This window comes from Delftia sp. SD018 (genome assembly GCF_017355445.1).
Lineage (GTDB): Bacteria > Pseudomonadota > Gammaproteobacteria > Burkholderiales > Burkholderiaceae_C > Comamonas > Comamonas acidovorans.
This window is the reverse complement of the sequence record NZ_JADDRN010000011.1, coordinates 116,024-140,169: the sequence shown is the minus strand read 5'-3', so window position 1 is coordinate 140,169 and position 24,146 is coordinate 116,024. Positions and strand designations below refer to the sequence as shown.

Annotated in this window: 17 protein-coding genes; 14 read left to right on the top strand and 3 right to left on the bottom strand. The window is 64.3% G+C overall.

The genetic code is table 11. The annotated features are described in order from the left end of the window. Positions 1-107: 107 nt before the first annotated feature. Together INR38_RS13350 and INR38_RS13345 are read right to left on the bottom strand one after the other, a co-directional pair. Complete coding sequence (locus INR38_RS13350; protein ID WP_207443616.1) at positions 108-2,051, bottom strand: long-chain fatty acid--CoA ligase; 1,944 nt, start codon at positions 2,049-2,051, stop codon at positions 108-110. Between the two features lie 276 nt (positions 2,052-2,327). Next, on the bottom strand, positions 2,328-2,963 hold the full coding sequence (locus INR38_RS13345) for a GntR family transcriptional regulator (RefSeq protein WP_012205578.1): 636 nt from the start codon (positions 2,961-2,963) through the stop codon (positions 2,328-2,330). 114 nt (positions 2,964-3,077) lie between these two features. On the opposite strand from INR38_RS13345, the gene scpA reads away from it, so the two are divergent. From scpA to INR38_RS13320, 5 genes are all read left to right on the top strand, one after another. Continuing rightward, positions 3,078-5,255 (top strand): methylmalonyl-CoA mutase, encoded by a 2,178-nt coding sequence (gene scpA / locus INR38_RS13340; protein ID WP_065345836.1) that lies wholly within the window; start codon positions 3,078-3,080, stop codon positions 5,253-5,255. A 10-nt stretch (positions 5,256-5,265) separates the two neighbouring features. After that, positions 5,266-6,327 (top strand): methylmalonyl Co-A mutase-associated GTPase MeaB, encoded by a 1,062-nt coding sequence (meaB, locus tag INR38_RS13335; protein WP_180319563.1) that lies wholly within the window; start codon positions 5,266-5,268, stop codon positions 6,325-6,327. 56 nt (positions 6,328-6,383) lie between these two features. Then, positions 6,384-7,916: an acyl-CoA carboxylase subunit beta gene (locus INR38_RS13330; RefSeq protein ID WP_012205581.1), complete on the top strand. Its 1,533-nt coding sequence runs from the start codon at positions 6,384-6,386 to the stop codon at positions 7,914-7,916. 48 nt (positions 7,917-7,964) lie between these two features. Further along, positions 7,965-10,013, top strand: a complete 2,049-nt coding sequence (accC, locus tag INR38_RS13325; RefSeq protein ID WP_099750875.1) for an acetyl-CoA carboxylase biotin carboxylase subunit — start codon at positions 7,965-7,967, stop codon at positions 10,011-10,013. Between the two features lie 152 nt (positions 10,014-10,165). After that, complete coding sequence (locus INR38_RS13320; protein ID WP_012205585.1) at positions 10,166-11,137, top strand: chemotaxis protein; 972 nt, start codon at positions 10,166-10,168, stop codon at positions 11,135-11,137. A gap of 36 nt (positions 11,138-11,173) precedes the next feature. On the opposite strand, the gene INR38_RS13315 is transcribed toward INR38_RS13320, so the two are convergent. After that, entirely contained in the window at positions 11,174-12,268 is a 1,095-nt protein-coding gene (locus INR38_RS13315; protein ID WP_278251428.1) for a LacI family DNA-binding transcriptional regulator, read from the bottom strand. A 225-nt stretch (positions 12,269-12,493) separates the two neighbouring features. On the opposite strand from INR38_RS13315, the gene INR38_RS13310 reads away from it, so the two are divergent. The 9 genes from INR38_RS13310 (at position 12,494) to INR38_RS13270 (ending at position 24,123) form a co-directional block, all read left to right on the top strand. Then, positions 12,494-13,012: a gluconokinase gene (locus INR38_RS13310; protein ID WP_065345834.1), complete on the top strand. Its 519-nt coding sequence runs from the start codon at positions 12,494-12,496 to the stop codon at positions 13,010-13,012. Positions 13,013-13,030: 18 nt separating this feature from the next. After that, positions 13,031-13,537 carry a TRAP transporter small permease gene (locus INR38_RS13305; RefSeq protein WP_207443615.1) on the top strand — a complete coding sequence of 169 codons (507 nt, stop codon included), beginning with the start codon at positions 13,031-13,033 and terminating at the stop codon, positions 13,535-13,537. A 12-nt stretch (positions 13,538-13,549) separates the two neighbouring features. Continuing rightward, positions 13,550-14,830 (top strand): TRAP transporter large permease subunit, encoded by a 1,281-nt coding sequence (locus INR38_RS13300; protein WP_013802434.1) that lies wholly within the window; start codon positions 13,550-13,552, stop codon positions 14,828-14,830. A 28-nt stretch (positions 14,831-14,858) separates the two neighbouring features. Further along, positions 14,859-15,878 (top strand): TRAP transporter substrate-binding protein, encoded by a 1,020-nt coding sequence (locus INR38_RS13295; RefSeq protein ID WP_012205590.1) that lies wholly within the window; start codon positions 14,859-14,861, stop codon positions 15,876-15,878. 110 nt (positions 15,879-15,988) lie between these two features. After that, positions 15,989-17,815, top strand: a complete 1,827-nt coding sequence (gene edd / locus INR38_RS13290) for a phosphogluconate dehydratase (RefSeq protein WP_207443614.1) — start codon at positions 15,989-15,991, stop codon at positions 17,813-17,815. After that, positions 17,800-18,438, top strand: coding sequence for a bifunctional 4-hydroxy-2-oxoglutarate aldolase/2-dehydro-3-deoxy-phosphogluconate aldolase (eda, locus tag INR38_RS13285; RefSeq protein WP_207443613.1), 639 nt, complete (start codon positions 17,800-17,802; stop codon positions 18,436-18,438). The genes edd and eda overlap by 16 nt, the downstream gene beginning before the upstream one ends. Before the next feature lie 627 nt (positions 18,439-19,065). Continuing rightward, positions 19,066-20,745, top strand: coding sequence for a methyl-accepting chemotaxis protein (locus INR38_RS13280; RefSeq protein ID WP_242699066.1), 1,680 nt, complete (start codon positions 19,066-19,068; stop codon positions 20,743-20,745). A 110-nt stretch (positions 20,746-20,855) separates the two neighbouring features. After that, positions 20,856-23,153 (top strand): EAL domain-containing protein, encoded by a 2,298-nt coding sequence (locus INR38_RS13275; RefSeq protein WP_207443183.1) that lies wholly within the window; start codon positions 20,856-20,858, stop codon positions 23,151-23,153. Between the two features lie 70 nt (positions 23,154-23,223). Further along, positions 23,224-24,123 carry a LysR family transcriptional regulator gene (locus tag INR38_RS13270; RefSeq protein ID WP_180319555.1) on the top strand — a complete coding sequence of 300 codons (900 nt, stop codon included), beginning with the start codon at positions 23,224-23,226 and terminating at the stop codon, positions 24,121-24,123. The last annotated feature ends 23 nt before the right edge of the window (positions 24,124-24,146 follow it).

The following is a 24,146-nucleotide window of genomic DNA, read 5'->3' as shown; positions in this document are numbered from 1 at the left end:
CTTCCTTTCTTTTTGATCAATTCAATGTAACTTACATGAACTGAATCCATATCAAAAATAGAAAAAGCCGCCGTTTTGAGCGGCGGCTGCTTGTCAGGAGCAGGGGGTCAACCCGCGCTGTTGCGGCCTTGCCAGCGCTCGGCAGGCTTGCTGTACATGGCGGCGATCTGCGACTCGAACCGCGTCATGAGGTTGTTGCGCTTGAGCTTGAGGGTAGGCGTCATCAGCCCGTTTTCTATGGTCCAGGGCTCCAGCTCCAGATGCACGGCGCGTGGCACGGCATAGCGGGCAAAGCTGGCCACCTGCTTTTCGATGCGTGCCAGTGCCTCGCGTTCGGCGGCGGAGTGGTTCAGGCTCTTGGGGTCTTCGGGATCCAGGCCCAGGCGCTGGGCCATGGCCTGCCATTCGCCGCGTTCGATCACGGCCACGGCAGCGATGAAAGGGCGGTCTTCGCCCACGACAAAGACCTGGGTGAAGAACGGGTCGCCGGTAATGGCCAGCTCCAGGTCGGCCGGCGGAATCTTCTCGCCGGTGGAGGTGACGATGATTTCCTTGATGCGTCCCTGTATGCGCACGCGCCCGTCCTCGATCACCGCCTGGTCGCCCGTGCGCAGCCAGCCGTCGTCGGTGAAGGTCCTGGCGGTGTCTTCGGGGCGCTCCCAATAGCCGCGCATCACGCAGGGACCACGCACCTGCAGCTCCCGGTTCTCGCCAATCCGCACCTCCACGCCGGGCAAGGCGTGGCCCACGGTGGCGGGGTGGTTGTCCTCCAGCGTGTTGGCGCAGACCACGGGCGAGGTCTCGGTCATTCCGTAGCCCTGGATCAGCGGCAGGCCCAGGCCCAGAAAACAGCGCGCAATCGTCGGCGACAGCGGCGCGCCGCCACTGACGGCCACGCGCACGCGGCCACCGAACTGGGCCAGCAGCGGCTTGGCCACCAGGTGGTTGAGCACCGGCCAGGGCAGCCATTGCATCCAGCCCGGCGCTTCGGGCTGGGGCGCTTGCGCATCGGCAATGCCCTGTGTTTCACAAAAGCGCTGCCAACCCCTGGCCTGGGCCAGCCCGAACAGCTGGGCCTTGAGCGGTGCACGGGCCAGCGTCTCCATGACCTTGGCGTGCACGCGCTCGTAGATGCGTGGCACGGACACCAGCACCGTGGGGCGCTGGGTCTTGAGATCCTCGGCCAGCTGGGCCACAGAACGCGCATAGGCCACGCAGGCGCCCACGGCCAGCGCCAGGTAGTAGCCAGCCGTGCGCTCGAAGGTGTGCGACAGCGGCAGGAAGGAGAGGAAAACATCGTCGCTGCGCGGCTGCAGCCGCTGCATCACCGCCTGCACGTTGGAGACCACGTTGCGGTGCGTGAGCATCACGCCCTTGGGCTTGCCCGTGGTGCCCGAGGTGTAGACCACGGCGGCCAGGTCCTCGGCAGAGGGAGGCGGGGGCAAGGGGACTGCGCCGCCTTCAGCGAGCCATTGGGCCAGCGGCTGCACGGGGATCTGGCGCAGGGCCTCCAGTGCGGCGGCATCGCCTTCGGTTTCAGGCTCTGCGGCCCGGGAAGCCGGCTTGGACGATGCCACGAACACCTTGCGCAGCGCAGGCAGGGCCTGGCCCGTGGCGCAGATCTTGTCCCAGGTGGATTGCTGTGCCACGAACAGCATGGACACTTGGGCGTTGGCCAGGATGTAGGCAATGCTGCCCGCGTTGTCTATGGCGTGCAGCGGCACGGGCACATGGCCGCAGCGCAGGCTGGCCAGGTCGATGGACATGGCGTCCAGACCGTTGGGCAGCAGGATGGCGATGCGCGATCCTGCCGGCAGCTCCTGCGCGGCCAGCGCCTGCGCCCAGAGGGCCACACGCTCGCCGGCCTGTGCCCAGTTCAGCGTCTTCCAGCTGCGCGCATCCTCGTCATAGGCCCGGTAGGCCTCGCCTGCGGGCGTCTGCTGCACGCGCAGGGCCAGCATTTCCACCAGGGTGGAGGCCGTGGCCATGCTGGCATCGGCTGGCAGGCTCATGGCCAGGGAAGGGGCGCGGGCTGGGTCTTGGATGCTCATGCGAGGAGGGTGCAGGCCGAAGTGGATGTAGCCGCTGATGATAGCCGGGGCTTTCCGCAGGCCCTGGCGTCAGCTTCGGACATGAGAGGGTGCGGCGCACGCGTTTATGCTGCACTGCAGCGTTTTCGGGTGTCCACTCTGAAACCAACCAGGAGCCGCATGTCTGCCTACGTCGCCACCGTTGCACACCGGGCCCGATTCCAGACGGGGCGGCTGCCTGCGCGTCATGGCCGCGCCAGATGGTGCCGGCTGCGCAAGAGCGCCGAGCGGCAGGCTTCAGGAAGCCGCCGCCAGGCCGTTCTGGAAATGCTGACGCATGGCCTGGGCCGCTGCAGCGCCATCGCGGCGCAGCAGGGCCTGCATGACGGTCTCGTGCTCGGCCAGCGAATCCTCGATGCGGCCCTGCTTGAACAGCGACTTGTGGCGGTTGAGCTTCATCACCTTGCGCAGATCGGCCACCAGCTGGTTGCGCCAGCGGTTGTCGGCAATCTGCAGCAGCTGCATGTGAAAGCTCTCGTTGAGTTCGAAGAAGCGGTCTGCATCGCGCGTCTGCGCCTTGAGTTCCTCGTGGGTCTGCTGCAGGGCGGCAAGCTCTTCGTCGCTGCCCGATTCAGCCACCACCTGGACGGCATCGGATTCCAGCAGGCTCAGCAGGTGATAGACATCGGCAATGTCCTTGGACGACACCTCGGTCACATAGGCGCCACGGCGCACCTTCATGGTGACCAGGCCCTCGGCGGCCAGCACCTTCAGGGCCTCGCGCAGCGGGGTGCGGCTGATGCCGTATTCCTCGGCAATCTTCAGTTCGTCGATCCAGTCACCGGGCGCCAGCTCGTGCTCGAAGATGCGCAGGCGCAGCTTCTCTGCAACCTGTTCGTAGAGAGCGCGGGGAGTGAGGGTGTTTGTCGACATGTGGCCCGGATTGTATCGGCAAAGATATTTTGAATGAATAATTATGAATGATGTAAACTGCGGCAGCTCTGGGGCATGCCCTCAAGGGCACCTGTCATTCACGAGCCTGAGAACATGAGACAAGACCATCCGACAGCGCAGAACGGCCAGGAATTCGCAACTGCCGACCTGCAGAAATGGGCCCAGGCGGCCGCCAAGGCCGCTCCCGGGGGCGACATCCAGGCACTGCACTGGACCACGCCCGACGGCATCGACGTCAAGCCGCTGTACACGGCGGCAGACACGGCCAACCTGCCCCATACGGATAGCCTGCCAGGCTTCGAGCCCTACATCCGCGGCCCGCAGGCCACCATGTACGCGGGCCGGCCCTGGACCATTCGCCAGTACGCGGGCTTTTCCACGGCCGAGGAGTCCAACGCCTTCTACCGCAAGGCGCTGGCCGCCGGCGGGCAGGGCGTGTCGGTGGCCTTCGACTTGGCCACGCACCGCGGCTACGACAGCGACCATCCGCGTGTGACGGGCGATGTGGGCAAGGCCGGCGTGGCCATCGATTCGGTCGAAGACATGAAGGTGCTGTTCGACCAGATCCCGCTGGACAAGATCAGCGTGTCCATGACCATGAACGGCGCCGTGCTGCCCGTGCTGGCGGGCTACGTGGTGGCGGCCGAGGAGCAGGGCGTGGCCCAGGACCAGCTGTCGGGGACCATACAGAACGACATCCTCAAGGAGTTCATGGTCCGCAACACCTATATCTACCCGCCCCAGCCGTCGATGCGCATCATCGGCGACATCATCGAGTACACGAGCAAGAACATGCCCAAGTTCAACTCGATCTCGATCTCGGGCTACCACATGCAGGAGGCGGGCGCCAACCAGGCGCTGGAACTGGCCTTCACGCTGGCCGACGGCAAGGAGTACGTCAAGACCGCCACGGCCAAGGGCATGGATGTGGACGATTTCGCGGGCCGGCTGTCCTTCTTCTGGGCCATCGGCATGAATTTCTATCTGGAAATCGCCAAGATGCGCGCGGCCCGCCTGCTGTGGTGCCGCATCATGAAGGGCTTCGGCGCCAAGAAGGCCAAGAGCCTGATGCTGCGCACGCACTGCCAGACCTCCGGTTGGTCGCTGACCGAGCAGGACCCCTACAACAACGTGGTGCGCACCACCATCGAGGCCATGGCCGCCGTCTTCGGCGGCACGCAGAGCCTGCACACCAACAGCTTTGACGAAGCCATTGCGCTGCCCACCGAGTTCTCGGCCCGCATTGCGCGCAACACGCAGCTGATCATCCAGGAAGAGACCCACATCACCAATGTGATCGACCCCTGGGCCGGCAGCTACATGATGGAGAAGCTGACCCAGGACATGGCCGACGCCGCCTGGAAGATCATCGAGGAGGTCGAGGCCATGGGCGGCATGACCGCCGCCGTGGATTCGGGATGGGCCAAGCTCAAGATCGAGGCCGCCGCCGCCGAGAAGCAGGCGCGCATCGATTCGGGCAAGGATGTCATCGTTGGCGTCAACAAGTACAAGCTGGCCAAGGAAGACGCCATCGACATCCTCGAGGTGGACAACGTCAAGGTGCGCGACAGCCAGATCGCACGCCTGAACCAGATCAAGGCCAGCCGCGATGCAGCCAAGGTCGAGGCCGCCCTTCAGGCGCTGACCCAGGCCGCCGAAAGCGGCGAGGGCAACCTGCTGGACCTGGCCATCCAGGCCGTGCGCCTGCGCGCCACGGTGGGCGAGGTCTCGGATGCACTGGAGAAGGTTTTCGGGCGCCACCGCGCCGATACGCAAAAGGTGACCGGCGTGTATGCAGCAGCCTACGACTCGGCCGAGGGCTGGGAAAAGCTCAAGGGCGAGATCGATGCATCGTCCGAGCAGTTGGGCCGCCGCCCGCGCGTGATGATCGCCAAGTTGGGCCAGGACGGCCATGACCGCGGCGCCAAGGTGGTGGCCACGGCCTTTGCCGACCTGGGCTTCGACGTGGACATGGGACCGCTGTTCCAGACGCCCGAGGAATGCGCGCGCCAGGCCATCGAGAACGACGTGCACGCCGTGGGCGTGTCCACGCTGGCGGCCGGCCACAAGACCCTGGTGCCGGCCATCATCGAGGAGCTGCGCCGCCAGGGCGCGGACGACATCATCGTCTTCGTGGGCGGCGTGATTCCCGCGCAGGACTACGACTTCCTCTACAACGCCGGCGTCAAGGGCGTCTATGGCCCGGGCACCCCCATACCGGCCAGCGCCAAGGATGTGCTCGAACAGATCCGTCAGGCCAATAGCCTCTGAGCCCGCCGCAGTGACTCCCGAGCAAATGCAAGACGGCATCCTGAACGGCAACCCCGCCGTTCAGCGCCGGGCCATGGCCAAGGCCATCACCCTGCTGGAATCCACGCGCGCCGACCACCGTGCGGCGGCCGATGTGCTGCTCACGGCCCTGCTGCCGCATACGGGCGGGTCTTTCCGCCTGGGCATCAGCGGCGTGCCGGGCGTGGGCAAGAGCACCTTCATCGAAACGCTGGGCCTGTTCCTCATCGCACGCGGCCTGCGGGTGGCAGTGCTGGCCATCGACCCCTCATCCACCGTGTCGGGCGGCTCCATCCTCGGCGACAAGACGCGCATGGAGCAGTTGTCCGTCCACCTGGACGCCTACATCCGCCCCAGCCCCAGCAGCGGCACCCTGGGCGGCGTGGCCGAGAAAACCCGCGAGGCCATGCTGGTCTGCGAGGCGGCTGGCTACGATGTGGTCATCGTCGAGACCGTGGGCGTGGGCCAGAGCGAGATCGCCGTTCAGGGCATGTGCGACATGTTCTGCCTGCTGCAACTGCCCAATGCGGGCGATGACCTGCAGGCCATCAAGAAGGGCGTGATGGAGCTGGCCGACCTGGTGGTCATCAATAAGGCCGACATCGACCCGCATGCCGCCACGCGCGCCCAGGCCCAGATCACCTCCAGCCTGCGCCTGCTGGGCATGCACGGCAACCCCGAGCACGCCCACCACGACGAGCGCCTGTGGCAGCCCAGGGTCATCACCATCAGCGCGCTCAAGCAAGAGGGCGTTGACGGCTTCTGGAGCGCGGTGGAGGAATTCCGCCGCCTGCAGCAAGCCAACGGCCGCTTGGCGCTGCGCCGCGAACGCCAGGCCCTGTCCTGGATGTGGGAGCGCATCGACTCCGGCCTCAAGCAGGCCTTCCGGCAGCATCCGCAGGTGCGGGCGCTGCTGCCCCAACTGCAGGCCGACGTGGCAGCAGGGCGGATCGCGGCCAGCACCGCCGCCAGAAATCTGCTGCAGGCGCAGGCCGGGCCCGCAATGGCGCCATCTCCAGCGCCGGCGGCAGCACCCGCCGCAGCGCCGCAGTGACCGCAGACAAGACAACACCAGCAACCCGCATCGTTAGACGTTAGAGGAATCGCAGCATGCAAGACATCCTGGATCAACTGGAGACAAAGCGCGAACAGGCCCGCCTGGGTGGCGGCCAAAAGCGCATAGACGCACAGCACAAGAAGGGCAAGCTCACGGCGCGAGAGCGCATCGAGCTGCTGCTGGACGACGGCACCTTCGAGGAATGGGACATGTTCGTCGAGCACCGCTGCACCGACTTCGGCATGGAAAACAGCAAGATCCCCGGCGACGGCGTGGTCACCGGCTACGGCATGATCAACGGCCGCCTGGTCTTCGTCTTCAGCCAGGACTTCACCGTCTTCGGCGGCGCGCTGTCCGAGACCCATGCCGAGAAGATCTGCAAGATCATGGACCAGGCCATGAAGGTCGGCGCCCCCGTGATCGGCCTCAACGACTCGGGCGGCGCCCGCATCCAGGAAGGCGTGGCCTCCCTGGGCGGCTATGCCGACGTGTTCCAGAAGAACGTGCTGGCCAGCGGCGTGGTGCCGCAGATCTCCATGATCATGGGCCCCTGCGCGGGCGGCGCCGTGTATTCGCCGGCCATGACGGACTTCATCTTCATGGTCAAGGACAGCAGCTACATGTTCGTCACCGGCCCCGAAGTCGTGAAGACGGTGACGCACGAGGAGGTCACGGCCGAGGAGCTGGGCGGCGCCATCACCCACACCACGCGCAGCGGCGTGGCCGACATGGCCTTCGACAACGATGTGGAGGCGCTGATGATGCTGCGCCGCCTCTACAACTACCTGCCGCTGAACAACCGCGAGAAGGCGCCCGTGCGCTACACCTCGGACCCCGTGGACCGCGCCGACAAGTCGCTGGACACCCTGGTGCCCGACAACGCCAACAAGCCCTACGACATGAAGGAGCTGATCCTCAAGACCGTGGACGACGGCGACTTCTTCGAGCTGCAGCCCGACTACGCCAGGAACATCATCACCGGCTTTGCGCGCATGGACGGCCAGACTGTGGGCATCGTCGCCAACCAGCCCCTGGTGCTGGCCGGCTGCCTGGACATCAAGAGCTCCATCAAGGCCGCGCGCTTCGTGCGTTTCTGCGATGCCTTCAACATCCCCGTGGTCACCTTCGTGGACGTGCCCGGTTTCATGCCCGGCACCAGCCAGGAGTACGGCGGCATCATCAAGCACGGCGCCAAGCTGCTGTACGCCTATGCCGAGGCCACGGTGCCCAAGATCACCGTCATCACGCGCAAGGCCTACGGCGGCGCCTATGACGTGATGGCCTCCAAGCACCTGCGCGGCGACGTCAACCTGGCCTGGCCCCATGCCGAGATCGCCGTGATGGGCGCCAAGGGCGCCGTGGAGATCATCTTCCGCGAGGACAAGAACGATCCCGCCAAGCTGGCCGCGCGCGAGGCCGAGTACAAGGCCCGCTTCGCCAACCCCTTCGTGGCAGGCGCGCGCGGCTTCATCGACGATGTGATCCAGCCGCATGAGACGCGCAAGCGCATCTGCCGCTCGCTGCAGATGCTCAAGAACAAGCAGCTGGAAAATCCGTGGCGCAAGCATGGAAACATCCCTCTGTGACCAGGCCCTGATATCAAAGATCGAATCCAGAAAAAACAGGCTGCGAAGATGTTCAAGAAGATCCTGATTGCCAACCGCGGCGAGATTGCCTGCCGCGTCATCGCCACCGCCCGCAAGATGGGCATACAGACCGTGGCGGTGTACTCCGATGCGGACCGCGAGGCACGCCACGTCAAGCTGGCCGACGAGGCCGTGCACATCGGCGCCGCGCCCAGCCGCGAGTCCTACCTGCAGGCCGACCGCATCATTGCCGCGTGCAAGCAGACCGGCGCCCAGGCCGTGCACCCGGGCTACGGCTTCCTGTCCGAGAACGAGGCCTTCGCCCGGCGCGTGGAGGAAGAGGGCATCACCTTCATCGGCCCCAAGCACGCGGCCATTGCGGCCATGGGCGACAAGATCGCCTCCAAGAAGCTGGCCGACAAGGCCGGCGTGAGCACCATCCCCGGCTACAACGACCCCATTGCCGGCCCCGAGGCCGCCGTGGAAATCGCCAAGGGCATCGGCTACCCCGTGATGATCAAGGCCAGCGCCGGCGGCGGCGGCAAGGGCCTGCGCGTGGCCTACAACGACAAGGAAGCCTTCGAGGGCTTTGCCAGCTGCCAGAACGAGGCACGCAACAGCTTTGGCGACGACCGCATCTTCATCGAGAAGTTCGTGCAGGAGCCGCGCCACATCGAGATCCAGGTGCTGGGCGACGGCCACGGCAACGTGATCTACCTGAACGAGCGCGAATGCTCCATCCAGCGCCGGCACCAGAAGGTGATCGAAGAGGCGCCGTCCCCCTTCATCAGCGACGCCACGCGCCGCGCCATGGGAGAGCAGGCCGTGGCCCTGGCCAAGGCCGTGGGCTACCAGAGCGCGGGCACGGTGGAGTTCGTGGTCGGCAAGGACCAGGATTTCTACTTCCTGGAAATGAACACCCGCCTGCAGGTGGAGCACCCGGTGACCGAGTGCATCACCGGCCTGGACCTGGTCGAGCAGATGATCCGCGTGGCCGCTGGCGAGAAGCTGGCCATCGCGCAGGAAGACGTCAAGCGCAATGGCTGGGCCATCGAGTGCCGCATCAACGCCGAGGACCCGTTCCGCAACTTCCTGCCCTCCACGGGCCGCCTGGTGCGCTTTGCGCCGCCCGAGCAGACCATGTGGCAGGCCGACACCGGCCACCTGCACGGCGTGCGCGTGGATACGGGCGTCTATGAGGGCGGCGAAATTCCGATGTTCTACGACTCGATGATCGCCAAGCTCATCGTGCACGGCAGCGACCGCAACGACGCCATCGCCAAGATGCGCGAGGCGCTCAATGCCTTCGTGATCCGGGGCATCAGCTCCAACATCCCGTTCCAGGCCGCGCTGCTGGCCCATCCCAAGTTCAAGAGCGGCGACTTCAACACCGGCTTCATCGCCGAGCACTACTCCCACGGCTTCCACGCCGAGGACGTGCCCCACGGCGATCCGGACTTCCTGGTCGCCCTGGCCGGCCACATGAACCGCCGCTATCGCGCGCGCGCCGCCACCATCAGCGGCCAGATGCGGGGGCACGAGCTCAAGGTCTCGGCCGACTACTGCGTGGTCGTGCTGGGCGCCGAAGGCCAGCACCAGTACCGCGCCGTGCAGGTCTCGGACTTCGACGCCGAAAGCCGCGCCAGCACCGTCACGGTGGATGGCAAGCCCTATACCTTCCGCAGCGAAACCCCCATGCGTGCCATGTGCGTGCAGGGCAGCTGCAACGGCAAGCCCTTCACGGCCCAGGTCGAGCGCGGCACGGCCCGAAACCCGCTGGCCCTGCGCGTCATCCACAACGGCACGCAGATCGACGCCCTGGTGCTCTCGCCGCGCGGCGGCGAACTGCACCGCCTCATGCCCTACAAGGCGCCGCCGGACCTGTCCAGGTTCCTGCTGTCGCCCATGCCGGGCCTGCTGGTGGACGTGGCCGTGCAGCCGGGCCAGAAGGTGCAGGCCGGTGAGAAGCTGGCGGTGATCGAGGCGATGAAGATGGAGAACATCCTGTTCGCCTCGCAGGACGGCGTGGTCGGCAAGATCAGCGCAGCCAAGGGCGATTCGCTCGCGGTGGACGATGTGATCCTGGAATTCGAGTGATTCCTGCGCCGCGGGGCGGGGCGGTGGCATGCATGAAGCATGTCGCCGGCCGCCCGGCGTTGCTGTTCCGACTCAGGTGCAATAAATTTTTGCTAAATCCGAGGCGCTCGCTTTAGAATTTGTAAAAAGATGTGTCACTCTCCAGGACCGGCATGAACCTCAATTCCAAGGCAGCTCAAAGAGAGATCGACGAGCGCACCAACCTCACCAGCAACAACAAGTTCGAGCTGCTGCTGTTCCGGCTGGGCAGCGACTCCGGCCTGGGCCAGTCCGAGCTGTTCGGGATCAATGTGTTCAAGGTCCGCGAAATCGTGGCCATGCCGCACATCACGCCCATCGCGGGGGGCACGGCCCATTCGCTGGGTGTGGCAAACCTGCGCGGGCAGGTGATCCCGGTGCTGAATCTTCCCGCCATCATGGGCTGCAAGCCCCAGACCGGCCTGAACATCATGCTGGTCACCGAATATGCGCGCACCACCCAGGCATTCGCGGTGGAGTCCGTCGAGGACATCGTGCGCCTGGATTGGAAGCAGGTGCTGTCGGCCGAGGCCAGCGGCACCGGCGGCAAGCTGGTCACCAGCATCGCCCGCCTGGATGGCGACACCGACAACTCGCGCCTGGCCCAGGTGCTGGATGTGGAGGCCATCCTGCAATTGGTGTCCCCCACCGACGCCCAGGAAATCACGCCGGAAAAAGTGGGCGCCAGGCTCAAGCTCAAGCCCGGCGCCATCGTGCTGGCCGCCGATGATTCCTTCGTGGCGCGCTCGCTGATCGAGAAGGAGCTCAAGGTCCTGCAGGCACCGTATGAAATGCTCAAGTCCGGCAAGGAGGCCTGGGACCGCCTCAACGCCATCGCCGACAGTGCCCAGGCAGAGGGCCTGACGGTGGCCGACAAGGTCGCCCTGGTGCTGACCGACCTGGAGATGCCCGAGATGGACGGCTTCACGCTCACCCGCCACATCAAGCAGGACGCGCGCTTCCATTCCATTCCCGTGCTCATCCATTCCTCGCTGTCCGGATCGGCCAACGAAGACCATGTGCGCAGCGTTGGCGCGGATGGCTACGTGGCCAAGTTCGCGGCAGAGGATCTGGCCGAGACCCTGCGCCGCCTGCTGCCGGGCTGATGGCCACGGAGGAGGGCGCCCGAAGCCCTCTTCGCTTCAACTGCTCTGCCGCACCACCAGTTCGTAGCCCAGATCCACGCTGGGCGGCTCCACGGCCTCGCCACGCATCAGCTGCAGCAGCATGCGCGCACCTTCGGTGCCGATATGGCCGCGCGGCGTGCGGATGGTGGTCAGCGGCGGCACCATCTGGTCGCTGCCGGGCAGGTCGTTGAAGCCTGCGATGGCGATCTGCTCGGGCACGCGTATCCCCCGGCGCAGAGCCTCCAGCAGCGCACCCTGGGCGATGTCGTCGTTGCAGAAGAACAGGGCATCGACGGCAGGGTCCAGGCGCAGGGCCGCGTCCAGCAGCTCGGCGCCCAGCGCCATCGACGTGGGGCGGGGCCAGAGCAGTTCCAGGGCGGGGTCATGCAGGCCCGCCGCCTGCAGGGCATGGCGGTAGCCCGCGGCGCGCTGCATCACGCGGGCATCGAGCTGGCCTGCGCAAAAGGCAATGCGCCTGTGTCCGCGCTCCATCAAGTGCCGCGTGATGGCGGCTCCGGCCTCGGCCTGCGAAAAGCCCACGCTGGGCGCACCAGGCTCGCCGCCCAGTTCCATCAGGTGCACGCAGGGGACCTTGCTGGCCTGTACCAGTTCACGCGCAGCGGGGCTGCGGTCAAAACCCGTGAGCAGCAGGCCGGCCGGGCGCATGGGCAGGTAGGTGCGCAGCAGCTGTTCTTCTTCGGCCCGGTCGTAGTGGGTCACGCCGATCAGCGCGTGGTAGCCCGCAGAGAACAGCACCTTGTGGACCGCCTCGATCAGGTCCACGAACAGGGTGTTGGACAGCATGGGCACCAGCACCAGCACCTGGGCGCTTTTCTGAGAGGCCAGGGCGCGAGCGGCGGGGTCGGGCACGTAGCCCATCTGCGCGGCGGCCGTGCGGATTTTCTCGACCAGGGCCGGGTCCACGCGGCGCTCGCCGCGCAGTGCGCGCGAGACCGTCATGGGGCTGACGCCAGCGGCCTGTGCCACATCGCTGAGCGTGATGCGCCCGCTGGCCCGCGAGGAGCGGACGCGGCCCGTGGCGGGCAGGGCCGTGCCGGAAACATCGGCGGAGGGCGATTCTGGGGAGGCAGGCGGAATCTGACGGGCCAAGGGAATGTCCTAGGTCGGAGGCGGGAGGGTTGAAGATTATGATAGCGCTATCCCAATCATTCGAAGGCCCTTGCTCCTGCGTGTAAACCCGGACGAAGGCCTCTGAAGCACAACGAAATCCAAGGCAGACCCTGGTCTGCCAATTTTTGCAAGAACATGGATAGCGCTATCCCAACAACCACCGCGGCGGCCCCCGCAGACACCCGCCCACGGGCGCTGGTCGTCATGGGCGTTTCCGGCTGCGGCAAGTCCAGCGTGGGGCAGGCCCTGGCCGATGCCCTGGGCTGGACCCTGCACGAGGGCGATGCCCACCATGCCGAGGAAAGCATCCGCAAGATGCAGGCCGGCATCCCCCTGACCGATGACGACCGCAGCGGCTGGCTGGACCGCCTGGCCCAGCTGCTGGCCCAGGCCATGCCGGGGCAGGGCGTGGTGCTGACCTGCTCGGCCCTCAAGCGCAAGTACCGCGACCGGCTGCGTGCCGCCGGCCCGGCCGGTGCCGTGGGCTTCGTGTTCCTGGACCTGAACTACGACACGGCGCTGCAGCGCGTGCAGGAGCGCGCCGGCCACTTCTTCTCGCCCGAACTGGTGGCCAACCAGTTCGCCACGCTGGAACGCCCTGATGGCGAGTGCGCCGTGCTGTCCGTGGACGCCACGCTGCCGCTGACCGACATCGTGCTCCGCGCCCAAAGCTGGCAGGTCCTGCCCGCGGCGCAGGCCGACACCTTCTCCCAAAACCCATAACGCCAGGAGACAAGCCCCATGCAATCCGATTCCCCCGCAGTCCGGCCCAAGCCGCGCCTGCAGCACTTTGCCGAGGTGCTGATGGTGCTGGCCCTGGCCGGCATGGTCATTGCCGTTTTCATCAACGTGGTGCTGCGCTATGTGTTCCATACCAGCATCGTTTCCTATGAGGAAATCTCGCGCCTGCTCTTCGTCTGGCTGGTGGCCATTGGCGCCATAGTGGCCGCTTTCGAGGGCAGCCACCTGGGCTTCGACCTCGTGACTTCCCGCGTGGGGCCTGGCACGCGCAAGGCGCTGTTCTGGGTGTCGCAGGCACTGGTCCTGGTCTGTATGGGCCTGCTGCTGTGGGGCTCCTGGGCCCAGGTGGAGGCCGGGCTGAACAGCTACAGCACGGTGCTGGGCTACCCGCTGGCCCTGGGCGCTGCGGCCACCCTGGTGCTGGCCGTGGGTCTGCTGGTGGTGACGCTGCGCGACCTGCGCCGCGGCGCGCCGGCAGAAAACCATGCCGAAACGACGGTCGAGTAAGGAGTACGCACCATGGTTGTGACCCTGATCTTTCTGGCCGTGCTGATTGGCGGCATGGTGATCGGCATGCCCATCGCCCAGGCGCTGGTGCTGACCGGCGTGGCGCTGATGTGGCACCTGGACTTCTTCGACTCGCAGCTGCTTGCGCAGAACCTGCAGGCCGGCTTCGACAACTTCCCGCTGCTGGCCGTGCCCTTCTTCATCCTGGCTGGCGAGCTGATGAATGCAGGCGGCCTGTCGCGCCGCATCATCGACCTGGCACGTGCCTATGTGGGCCATATCCGTGGCGGCCTGGGCTATGTGGCCATTGGCGCGGCGGTGCTGCTGGCGTCCATGAGCGGCTCGGCCATTGCCGATACCGCCGCCCTGGCCACCATCCTGCTGCCCATGATGCGCGACCAGAAGTATCCCGACAGCTACAGCGCGGGCCTGCTGGCCTCGGGCGGCATCATTGCGCCCATCATTCCGCCGTCCATGCCCTTCGTGATCTACGGCGTGACGACCAACACCTCGATCAGCAAGCTGTTCCTGTCGGGCGTGGTGCCGGGCCTGATCATGGGCGTGTTCCTGATCTTTGCCTGGTGGTCCATCGCTCGCAAGTACGACCTGTCGCGCGGCGAGCGCATGGCCTGGGGCCCGCGCCTGAAGGCGCTGGCCAAGAGCTTCTGGGCCATGATGATGCCGGTCATCATCCTGGGCGGCCTCAAGGGCGGCGTGTTCACGCCCACCGAGGCAGCCGTGGTCGCAGCCGTCTACGCGCTGTTCGTGTCCATGGTGATCTACCGCGAGATGACCTGGACCCGGCTCTACGCCGTGTTCCTGGCCGCCGCCAAGACAACGGCCGTGGTCATGTTCCTGTGCGGCGCCGCCACGGTGACGGCCTACATGATCACCCTGGCCGACCTGCCCAACATGCTGGCCGACAGCTTCTCGGGCCTGCTGGGCAGTCCCGTGCTGTTCATGGCCACGATGATGCTGTTCCTGCTGGTGGTGGGCACGGCCATGGACCTGACGCCAACCATCCTGATCTTCGGCCCCGTGTGCGCGCCGCTGGCCGTCAAGGCCGGCATCGATCCCATCTACTTCGGCTTCATGTTCATCTACGTGGGCTGCATCGGCCTGATCACGCCGCCCGTGGGCACGGTGCAGAACGTGGTCGCCGGCGTGGGCCGGCTGCGCATGGAGACCGTGATCAAGGGCACGAACCCGTTCCTGATGGTCTATGTGCTGCTTGCCGTGCTTTTCGTGATTTTTCCGCAAATCATCCTGGCCCCTCTGCGCTGGATGCATTGATCCCTCACTACAACCCAAGGAGATGAACATGCGTATTCCCTTTGCACTCGCCGGCCTGATGGCCGCCGTCACCACGCTGGCCGCCACGGGCCAGGCCATGGCCCAGGACTTCAAGCCGCGCATCGTGCGCTTCGGCTATGGACTGGTCGATGAGTCCAACCAGGGCCGCGCGGCGCGCTTCTTTGCCAAGGAGGTCGAGAAGGCCACGGGCGGCAAGATGAAGGTGCGTGCCATCGGCAATGCCTCGCTGGGCTCGGACACGCAGATGCAGCAGGCGCTGATCGGCGGCGCACAGGAGATGATGGTCGGCTCCACCGCCACCCTGGTGGGCCTGTCGCCCGAAATGGCCGTCTGGGACACGCCCTTCCTGTTCAGCAATGTCAAGGAAGCCGACGCCGTGCTGGACGGCCCCGTGGGCGAGAAGGTCAAGGCCACGCTGGAGCCCAAGGGCATGGTGGGCCTGGTCTATTGGGAAAACGGTTTCCGCAACCTCACCAACAACAAGCGCCCCATCGCCAAGATGGAAGACCTGGCCGACGTGAAGCTGCGCGTGATGCAGAACAACGTCTTCCTGGACAGTTTCAAGGCCCTGGGCGCCAATGCCGTGCCGCTGCCGTTCTCCGAGCTGTTCACGGCGCTGGAGACCCGTGCCGTCGATGGCCAGGAAAACCCCTTCAACACCGTGCTGTCCAGCAAGTTCTATGAAGTGCAGAAGTACCTCACGGTGTCCAACCACGTCTACAGCCCCTGGATCGTCACCGTCAGCAAGAAGTGGTGGGACACGCTGAGCCCGGCCGAGAAGAAGGTGCTGCAGGATGCCGCCGTCAAGAGCCGTGAGTTCGAACGCAAGGACACGCGCGAGGAAGCCGCCAAGGCCCTGGCCGACATCAAGGCCAAGGGCATGCAGGTCAACGAGCTGCCCGCCGCAGAAGCCAGCCGCATGCGCGACAAGCTCGCCGCGGTGAATGCCGGCATTGCCAAGACCGTGGGCCAGGGCACGTGGGACGAGGTGCAGGCCGCCGTCAAGCAGGCGCGCGCAGTGAAGTAAGCTTCGGAACAGGGCCGGACGCACCTGGGAGGGATGCCCCGGCCGACATTTCCCATAAAGACAACGCGACAGAGAGAAAACGCGCACCAGCGCATCCGCAGGAACCCCGCATGAGCACCATCCACCCCATCGTCGAGCAGGTCACGCGCCGCATCCGCGAGCGCAGTGCCCAATCACGCGCCGCCTACCTGGAGCAGGTGGACGCCATGGCCGCGCGCCCGCCCGGCGCCCAGTCCATGGGCTGCGCCAATGTGGCCCATGCCTTTGCGGGCATTCCAGGCGGCGACCGCATACGCATCGTGGAAGAGAAGGCGCCCAACGTCGCCATCGTCACCGCGTACAACGACGTGCTCTCGGCCCATGCGCCGCTGGCACGCTATCCCGACATCCTCAAGGACGAGGCGCGCAAGCTCGGCGCCACGGCGCAGGTCGCCGGCGGCGTGCCGGCCATGTGCGACGGCGTGACCCAGGGCGCGCCCGGCATGGAACTGAGCCTGTTCAGCCGGGATGCCATTGCCATGGGCACGGCCATCGCGCTGTCGCATGACGTGTTCGACGCCGCGCTGATGCTGGGCATTTGCGACAAGATCGTGCCGGGCCTGCTGATCGGGGCCCTGCATTTCGGCCATCTGCCCACGGTGTTCGTGCCGGCCGGCCCCATGACCTCGGGCCTGTCCAATGGCGACAAGGCCAAGGTGCGCGAGCAGGCCGCGCAGGGCCTGGTGGGCCGCAAGGAACTGCTGGCCGCCGAAACGGCTGCCTACCACGGCGAAGGCACCTGCACCTTCTACGGCACGGCCAACAGTAACCAGATGCTGCTGGAGGCCATGGGCCTGCACGTGCCGGGCACGGCCTTCATCAACCCGGCCGATGGCGAACGCGAACTGCTCACGCGCGAGGCCATGCGCAGCGTGCTGGCCATCACCAAGAACCGCCGCTTCGCACCCATTGGCCATGTGGTGGACGAGCGCTGCATCGTCAACGCCATGGTGGCTCTGCTGGCCACAGGCGGATCGACCAACCACCTGATCCATTGGGTGGCCGTGGCGCGTGCGGCAGGCATCGTCATCGACTGGAATGATTTTTCGGAACTCTCGGGCGTGGTGCCGCTGTTGGCCCGCGTCTATCCCAACGGCAGCGCCGACGTGAACCAGTTCCAGGCCGCAGGCGGGCCGGGCTACGTGATCGGCCAGTTGCTGAAGGCCGGCCTCATGCATGGCGATGTGCTCACCGTGCGGCCCGAGGGCCTGCAGGAATTTGCGCGCATTCCCGCCGTTGAAGACGGCCATCTCGTCTGGCACGAGGCCGAAGTCTCCGGCGACCTGTCCGTGCTGCGCCCGGCCGATGCGCCTTTCAGCGCCACGGGCGGGCTCAAGCTGCTGTCCGGCAACCTGGGGCGCAGCGTGATCAAGGTCAGCGCCGTGCCCGAGGACCGCCATGTGGTCGAGGCGCCTGCGCGCGTCTTCGACTCGCAGGAAGCGCTGCAGCAGGCCTTCAAGGCCGGCGAGCTGGACCGCGATGTCATCTGCGTGGTGCGCTGGCAGGGTCCGCGCGCCAACGGCATGCCCGAGCTGCACAAGCTCACCCCACCGCTGGCTGTGCTGCAGGGCAAGGGCTACAAGGTGGCCCTGGTCACGGACGGCCGCATGAGCGGCGCCTCGGGCAAGGTGCCCGCCGCCATCCATGTCTCGCCCGAGGCCTGCGTGGGCGGACCGCTGGCGCGCCTGCAAGACGGGGACCTGGTACGCCTGGACGCCGTGGCCGGCACCCTGGCCGTGCTGGTCGACGACACCGAATGGCAGCAGCGGCCCCTGGCCAACATGCCGCAGGCACTGCGCCAGGCCAACGGCCGGGGTTTTGGCCGCGAACTGTTTGCCGGATTCCGGCGCCACGCGCTCAGCGCAGAAGAGGGAGCTTGCACATGGATCAACGACTGACGGCACTGGCCATCATGCAGGACGCGCCGGTCATCCCGGTCATTGTCCTGAACAACGTCGCACATGCCGTGCCCATGGCCCAGGCCCTGGTCGCGGGCGGCATCCGCGTACTGGAAGTCACGCTGCGCACGCCCGAGGGCCTGGCCAGCATCGAAGCCATCGCACGTGCCGTGCCCGAGGCCATCGTGGGTGCCGGCACCGTGCGCAGCGCCGCCGATGCCCGTGCCGCCGCCAGCGCCGGTGCGCGCTTTGCCGTGAGCCCCGGCTACACCAGCGCACTGGGCCAGGCATGCCAGGCCCTGCAGCTGCCGCTGCTGCCCGGCGTGGCCACCAGCGGCGAAATCATGGCCGCGCAGGACGACGGCTTCAACGAGCTGAAATTCTTCCCCGCCGTACAGGCGGGCGGCTCGGCCATGCTCAAGGCCTGGCAAGGCCCGTTCGGCGACGTGCGGTTCTGCCCCACGGGCGGCGTGTCTGCTGACAATGCGGCGCAATTCCTGGCGCTGTCCAACGTGGTCTGCGTGGGTGGCTCCTGGCTGGTGCCTGCCGATGCGCTGGAGCAGGGTGACTGGAAGCGGATCACCGCACTGGCCGGAGCAGCCAAAAGCCTGCGCAGCGCCTGAGTCGCCATTGCCCCGGAACCAGCGGCCCCCAAGGGGCCGCTTTTGTTTGTCTGGGCCATCGATTGGGGATGGGGACTTGAATCCATTGAAAATTATGCGTATTGCGGCAATGTTTGCGCAAAATGCAAAGTCAAGGTGCGAGGAAATGAGGGATTGATTTCATAACACAACGTTACAATCATTGCTTATCCTTCAAACAGCCTTTTGACAAGACGATATCAATAGGCTGTCTTGAAGCATTCGCATATGCACAAGAATAATTGCCGCCTGAAGTTTCCGCCGCAATCATTCTTTACCGACCAAGAAAAATGCAATTGCCGTTGCAGGGCCTGAAAATAAAAATTGGCACTGGCGCCTCTCGGCGCCAGTGCCAATTTTTATTGGTCGAGCATCGAGCATCGAGCATCGAGCATCGAGCATCGAGCATCGAGCATCGAGCATCGAGCATCGAGCATCGAGCATCGAGCATCGAGCATCGAGCATCGAGCATCGAGCATCGAGCATCGAGCATCGAGGCAATTATAACATCAATATATCATTTTCGAGAATAATCCACGTCTTTTTCAAAAGATGTGGATTGTTTTTTTTCAAGTTCCCGATTTTCTACGGCCGAAGAATCCTGGTGTCATGGCAAATGTTTCATCGTTGAAAATTATTCATTCGGCAATCAAGATGTTGAGCTTCAAAAAATCAAAAGTGATCACCAAACTGACCATGGGCTTTCTTGTGGTCTCATGCATTGGTGCATTCATCGGTATCAATGGAATACTGAAGGCAGGGGAAATCAATGATCTCGCAACGCAGATGTACGAGAAGGAACTGCTGGGCCTGTCACAAATATCCGAGGCCAACGTCCAGCTGATCGCGGCGGGCCGGGCCATCAGAAATGCCGTGCTTGCAAACGATGATGAAAGCAGAAACCGGCACACGGACGCCGTGCTGCAAAGGCTGCAACTGCTGAAAGAGGCGCTGAACAACAGCAAGAGGCTTTTTGCCGAGGGCGATGGCAAGGAAAAGCTCAAGTCCATTGATGAAACCCTCGTCATCTATGAAAAGGGTCTGCTGCAGACGATTGAAAGAATCAAGTCAGAGCATCTTTCGGAATCCAGGGAATCGATTGATCTGATCAACAGATTCCGGGTGGAGTCCGACAAGATCGACAGTCTGATGACGGAAGTTGTCGATATCAAGAAGAAGAATGCCAGCTGGCTCAATGACGAGACCGACAGAATCTACGAAAAGATCCGGCTGATGCTCACCCTCCTGACCATCTCCGGCGTGATTGTGGGGGTGGCCATTGGCGTGATCATCACAATTTCCATCACACGCCAGCTGGGCGGAGAGCCGGCAGATGTGGCGCACATTGCCGAAAACATCTCAAGAGGGGACCTCACCTCCCGGATCGACTTGTCCAGGGCACGCCCTGGCAGTGTGATCACGGCCATGCAGGAAATGCAGGTATCGCTGCAACGCGTCGTGGGCACCGTGCGCAGCAGCAGCGACAGCATTGCCACGGGCGCCACGCAGATTGATGCAGGCAATGCCAACCTGTCGAGCCGAACGGAAGAGCAAGCCAGCAATCTTGAAGAGACTGCCGCCTCCATGGAGGAACTGGCCAGCACGGTGAAAAGCAATTCCGATGCGGCCATCACTGCCACCATGCTCGCCCAGTCAGCGCGCGATGCCGCAGCGCACGGCGGGGGCATGGCCCGGCAGATGGTGGACGTGATGAATGAAATAAACACGTCCTCCAAGAAAATCGAGGACATCATCAACGTCATTGATTCAATCGCTTTTCAAACCAATATTCTTGCTTTGAATGCTGCTGTCGAAGCAGCCCGCGCCGGAGAGCAGGGCCGTGGTTTTGCGGTGGTTGCCGCCGAAGTTCGCAGCCTTGCAGTGAAAAGTGCAGAGGCCGCAAAAGAGATCAAGTCTCTCATCGAAGACAGTGTTTCCAAGGTCGGCAATGGCCACCAGCTTGCCCAGGCTGCGGGCAGCAGCATTGAAGATATCGTCACCCAGGTCCAGAAGGTATCCAACATGATCGAAGAGATCAGTGGGGCCACCAGGGAGCAAAGCCAGGGCATCGATCAGATCAATGATGCGATCATCCAGCTGGACCAGGTCACCCAGCAAAATGCCGCGCTGGTGGAAGAGTCGGCAGCGGCGGCCGGAAGTCTCAGCCAGCAGGCGCAGGCCCTGGTTTCGGCAGTTTCCATTTTCAAGCTGGACCCCGCGGAAAAGGAGGCCCTTGTCTTGAGGAAAATCCCCTCATCCATGAGACCGCTGAGTCTTTCCGCGTCCTGACGGAAATTCAGACCAGTGCGTCACAGCCAACGGGAAGCATTTCTCCTGGCAGGCAAGCCTGCCAGGAGAACGGTGCCTGTTCGCTCGTATTTTGACCAGATGAGCGTTGAATGATGCATGCAGAGAGAAGACCTCCAAGCTGGCAGCCCAGGCGCTGGTATGCCTGTATTTTCATCGTATGCCTGGTGATCATTGGCGTTGCGGGCGTTTCTCTGATCTCCAGCTACGAGACATCGCTGCAGGAAAAGAAGTCGAATCTCCTGCATGCGCTCTCTGCCTCTGCCGCTGAAACCAACAAGATCATTCTTGCCACCTCTTTGGCGGTAGAGAGAACAGAACAACTTTTGCTGGCACCGGGCCGCCAAGGCGAAATCACGGCAGACCCTGATGCCAGCACCGATATCCGCAATGCCTTGATCCAGGAGGTGGCGGCGCTGCCCGGCGTCATCAGCATGAGCATGCTTGATCGACATGGGAAATGGTCCATTTCCTCACGTTTCAGCAAGCTGCCGCTGTCTCCCGACAACCCCGAGCGTCCCATCTGGAATGCAGCGCTGCAGACAAAGCCTGGCGGCTTCTTCTTGCTGGATTCAAGCAAATCGCCGGTCTTCGATATACCGTCCCTGGTGCTGGGGCGTCCGGTACGTGACTCCAGTGGGGCGCTGACTGGCATTGTGGCGGCCTTCATTGCCGTGGATTCCATTCGCCAGGCATTCGGTTCACTGCTGCTGGATGGCCATCAGGTCATGATCAGCCTGCCAAACGGCAAAGATCTGGTCAGAATTCCCCCGGAGCATCCGCACATTCTGGACGGGATGGATTCCGGACTTGCAAAAATGATGGCTGCAGGCGAGGGCATATTGGACGCTGACGATGGCTTTGGACACGGCTGGATCGTCGCCATGCACCACTCCAGCCAAGGCGGCATGGATCTCGCCTATGCCACGCTGGCCGCCAAGGCAAAGCTCGCGGCTCCATGGTGGAGGTTTGGAAAAACCATCATGGCATGGGCGGCCATCAGCCTGGCTTCTTTTTTATTACTGGCGCAATTGTGGATGCGTGAGCGCAGAAGATCCTATTTCGAGGCGAGGGATCTGGTGCAGGTGCATTCACAGCTGAGGCACCATCTTTTCCATGACCCTGCTTCCGAATTGCTCAATTCAACCGGATTTGAGCAACTGCTGAGCAGAACGCAAGCACAGCGGCGTCCTGTTGCCATCCATGTCATCGGTATCGAGCATTTGCAAGTGCTGGCAGATACGCTGGTTCCTGGAATGGACAACCCACTGATCTCGCAACTGGCAAAACAATTGCGCTCCTGTATTGGACAGAATGACGTCGCCGCCCGCCTTGCCATCGAGGAATTCTGTGTCGCCCAATATGAAGGGGACCCCGATTCCATGGCGAAAACGCTCTCCATCCGACTGGGTGAAAAGCGCTACATGCTGGGTGAGCGCAGCATTTTGCTGTCTGTCTGCGTAGGGACGGCGGTCTGCAAGAACAACGAGGACTGGAATCAGCTGCTGCGCGACGGGCGCGCGGCAATGGAGCGGGCGCGATCCCAGGGACGTGGGCGATTCGTGAAATTCGAGCCTTCCGCCGATGGCCCCATGCAGGAGCAACTGCTGCTGGAGCAGGATTTCAGGTCCGCCATCGGAACAAGCCAGTTGTTCATGGCGTACCAGCCGATCTGCCATGTGGCCACGGGAAAAATATCGGGGTTCGAGTCGCTGATGCGCTGGAACAGCCCGGCCAGAGGGTCTGTCCCGCCAGGCGTCTTCATTCCGATGGCAGAGCGGCGCGGCCTGCTGCTTCCCATCGACCAAATGGTGGAGCGCTCCCCGCTGCTGGTTGCCAACGGATGGCCGTCCGATATCTCGGTGTCCATCAACTGCCCGGCCTTTGAATTTCTCGATCCAGGCATGGCGGTGCAATTGAAGGAACATCTGGACCGCGCCGGCCTGAACCCCGAGCGCTGCTACATCGAGGTGACGGAATCGGCCCTGCTTCAAGATGATGAGCAGGTGCTGTCCGTCATGCGGCAAGTGAAGGCACTGGGCGTGAATCTCGCCATCGATGACTTTGGCTCCGGCCATGCCAGTCTTTCCTACCTGCACCGCTTTCCCTTCAACCTGATCAAGATCGATCGCAGCTTCATACAGGCCATGGACAAGGACGCCGGGGCTGCCGCGATTGTCGAGGCCACGCTGGCACTGAGCCGCAGATTGGGCCTTGAAGTCGTCGCGGAAGGCGTGGAAACCACGGAGCAGTTTCTGCACCTGCAGCAGCTCGGGTGCACGTACGTCCAGGGATTTCTGATCGCCCGCCCGATGAACGAGGAGCATGTCCTGCCGTTCCTGGAGAGCTTCAGGCTCAGCGACGTGCTGGAGTGTTCCGCGCACGCCTGAGCACGGTTGCGACACTGGGGCACAATCGCGCCCTCAGCAGACGCCGCCTGCGCAAGAGGGCCTTGCCGCCATGATGAAGATCGACTCCACCACCGTGCAGCTTGTGCTTGCGATTGCCGAGGAGGGCAGCATTTCACGCGCGGCCGACAGGCTGCAACTGGCGGTGGCAGCGGCCTCGCGGCGGCTCAGTGACCTGGAGCAGCAACTGGGCGCCAGGCTGTTCAAGCGGCAGCCCCATGGAGTGCGCGCCACCGAGCCTGGCCTCAAGCTGCTGGCCCATATCCGCCAGATAGGCAACCTGGTGGAGCGGCTGGAAGCCGACGCCCAGGCGCTGGGCCGCGGGCGCGACGGCCGCATCATCATCGGCGCCCCCAAATCCGCCATCCTGCAGTTCCTGGCTGCCGACATCGCCGTCACCCAGCGGCGCTATCCCCACATCACGCTGCAGGTGATGGAGGAGAACAGCCGCATCGTCCAGCAACTGCTGCGCGACAAGGTCATCGACATCGGCATCTTCGAGAAGACCAGCGGCTTCGTGGATCTGCCACGCTCCGACTACCGCAAGGACAGCCTGGTGCTGGTCTACAGCCGCAGGCATTTCAGCTTTGCCGTCGAGCCTGTGATGCTGGACCAGTTGCTGGACTGCCCCATCGTCAGCCTGGGCCGGGGCTCGGCCATTCTGGCCGCTTTGCGACGCGCCCATCGCAGCCGGGGCAGGGTGTTTCGCAACGATTTCGCCGTCAGCGGCTTCGACACCATGCTGGCCCTGGTGCGCGAAGGATTGGGCGTGGGGCTGATGCCACCCGGCGTGCTGCGCAGCTTCCACCCTGAGCCCGACCTGGGTTGGGCCACCCTGGAAGGCGACTGGCACGAGCGCAGCTACGTGCTGTCCTTCATCGAAGGCCAGGCCCAGGAACAGGCGCTGCGCAACGTCGTCGCCGCCCTGCTGCAGGGCGAACGCGCGATCTGACTCTCCTGGTTTCGCGGATTGCG

Coding starts and splice junctions, on each gene's coding strand:
- INR38_RS13350 (WP_207443616.1), bottom strand. CDS start 2,051: ATGAGCATCCAAGACCCAGCCCGCGCCCCTTCCCTGGCCATGAGCCTG.
- scpA (WP_065345836.1), top strand. CDS start 3,078: ATGAGACAAGACCATCCGACAGCGCAGAACGGCCAGGAATTCGCAACT.
- INR38_RS13280 (WP_242699066.1), top strand. CDS start 19,066: ATGGCAAATGTTTCATCGTTGAAAATTATTCATTCGGCAATCAAGATG.
- edd (WP_207443614.1), top strand. CDS start 15,989: ATGAGCACCATCCACCCCATCGTCGAGCAGGTCACGCGCCGCATCCGC.
- INR38_RS13275 (WP_207443183.1), top strand. CDS start 20,856: ATGATGCATGCAGAGAGAAGACCTCCAAGCTGGCAGCCCAGGCGCTGG.
- INR38_RS13345 (WP_012205578.1), bottom strand. CDS start 2,963: ATGTCGACAAACACCCTCACTCCCCGCGCTCTCTACGAACAGGTTGCA.
- INR38_RS13270 (WP_180319555.1), top strand. CDS start 23,224: ATGATGAAGATCGACTCCACCACCGTGCAGCTTGTGCTTGCGATTGCC.
- INR38_RS13295 (WP_012205590.1), top strand. CDS start 14,859: ATGCGTATTCCCTTTGCACTCGCCGGCCTGATGGCCGCCGTCACCACG.
- INR38_RS13330 (WP_012205581.1), top strand. CDS start 6,384: ATGCAAGACATCCTGGATCAACTGGAGACAAAGCGCGAACAGGCCCGC.
- accC (WP_099750875.1), top strand. CDS start 7,965: ATGTTCAAGAAGATCCTGATTGCCAACCGCGGCGAGATTGCCTGCCGC.
- INR38_RS13300 (WP_013802434.1), top strand. CDS start 13,550: ATGGTTGTGACCCTGATCTTTCTGGCCGTGCTGATTGGCGGCATGGTG.
- INR38_RS13320 (WP_012205585.1), top strand. CDS start 10,166: ATGAACCTCAATTCCAAGGCAGCTCAAAGAGAGATCGACGAGCGCACC.
- eda (WP_207443613.1), top strand. CDS start 17,800: ATGGATCAACGACTGACGGCACTGGCCATCATGCAGGACGCGCCGGTC.
- INR38_RS13310 (WP_065345834.1), top strand. CDS start 12,494: ATGGGCGTTTCCGGCTGCGGCAAGTCCAGCGTGGGGCAGGCCCTGGCC.
- INR38_RS13305 (WP_207443615.1), top strand. CDS start 13,031: ATGCAATCCGATTCCCCCGCAGTCCGGCCCAAGCCGCGCCTGCAGCAC.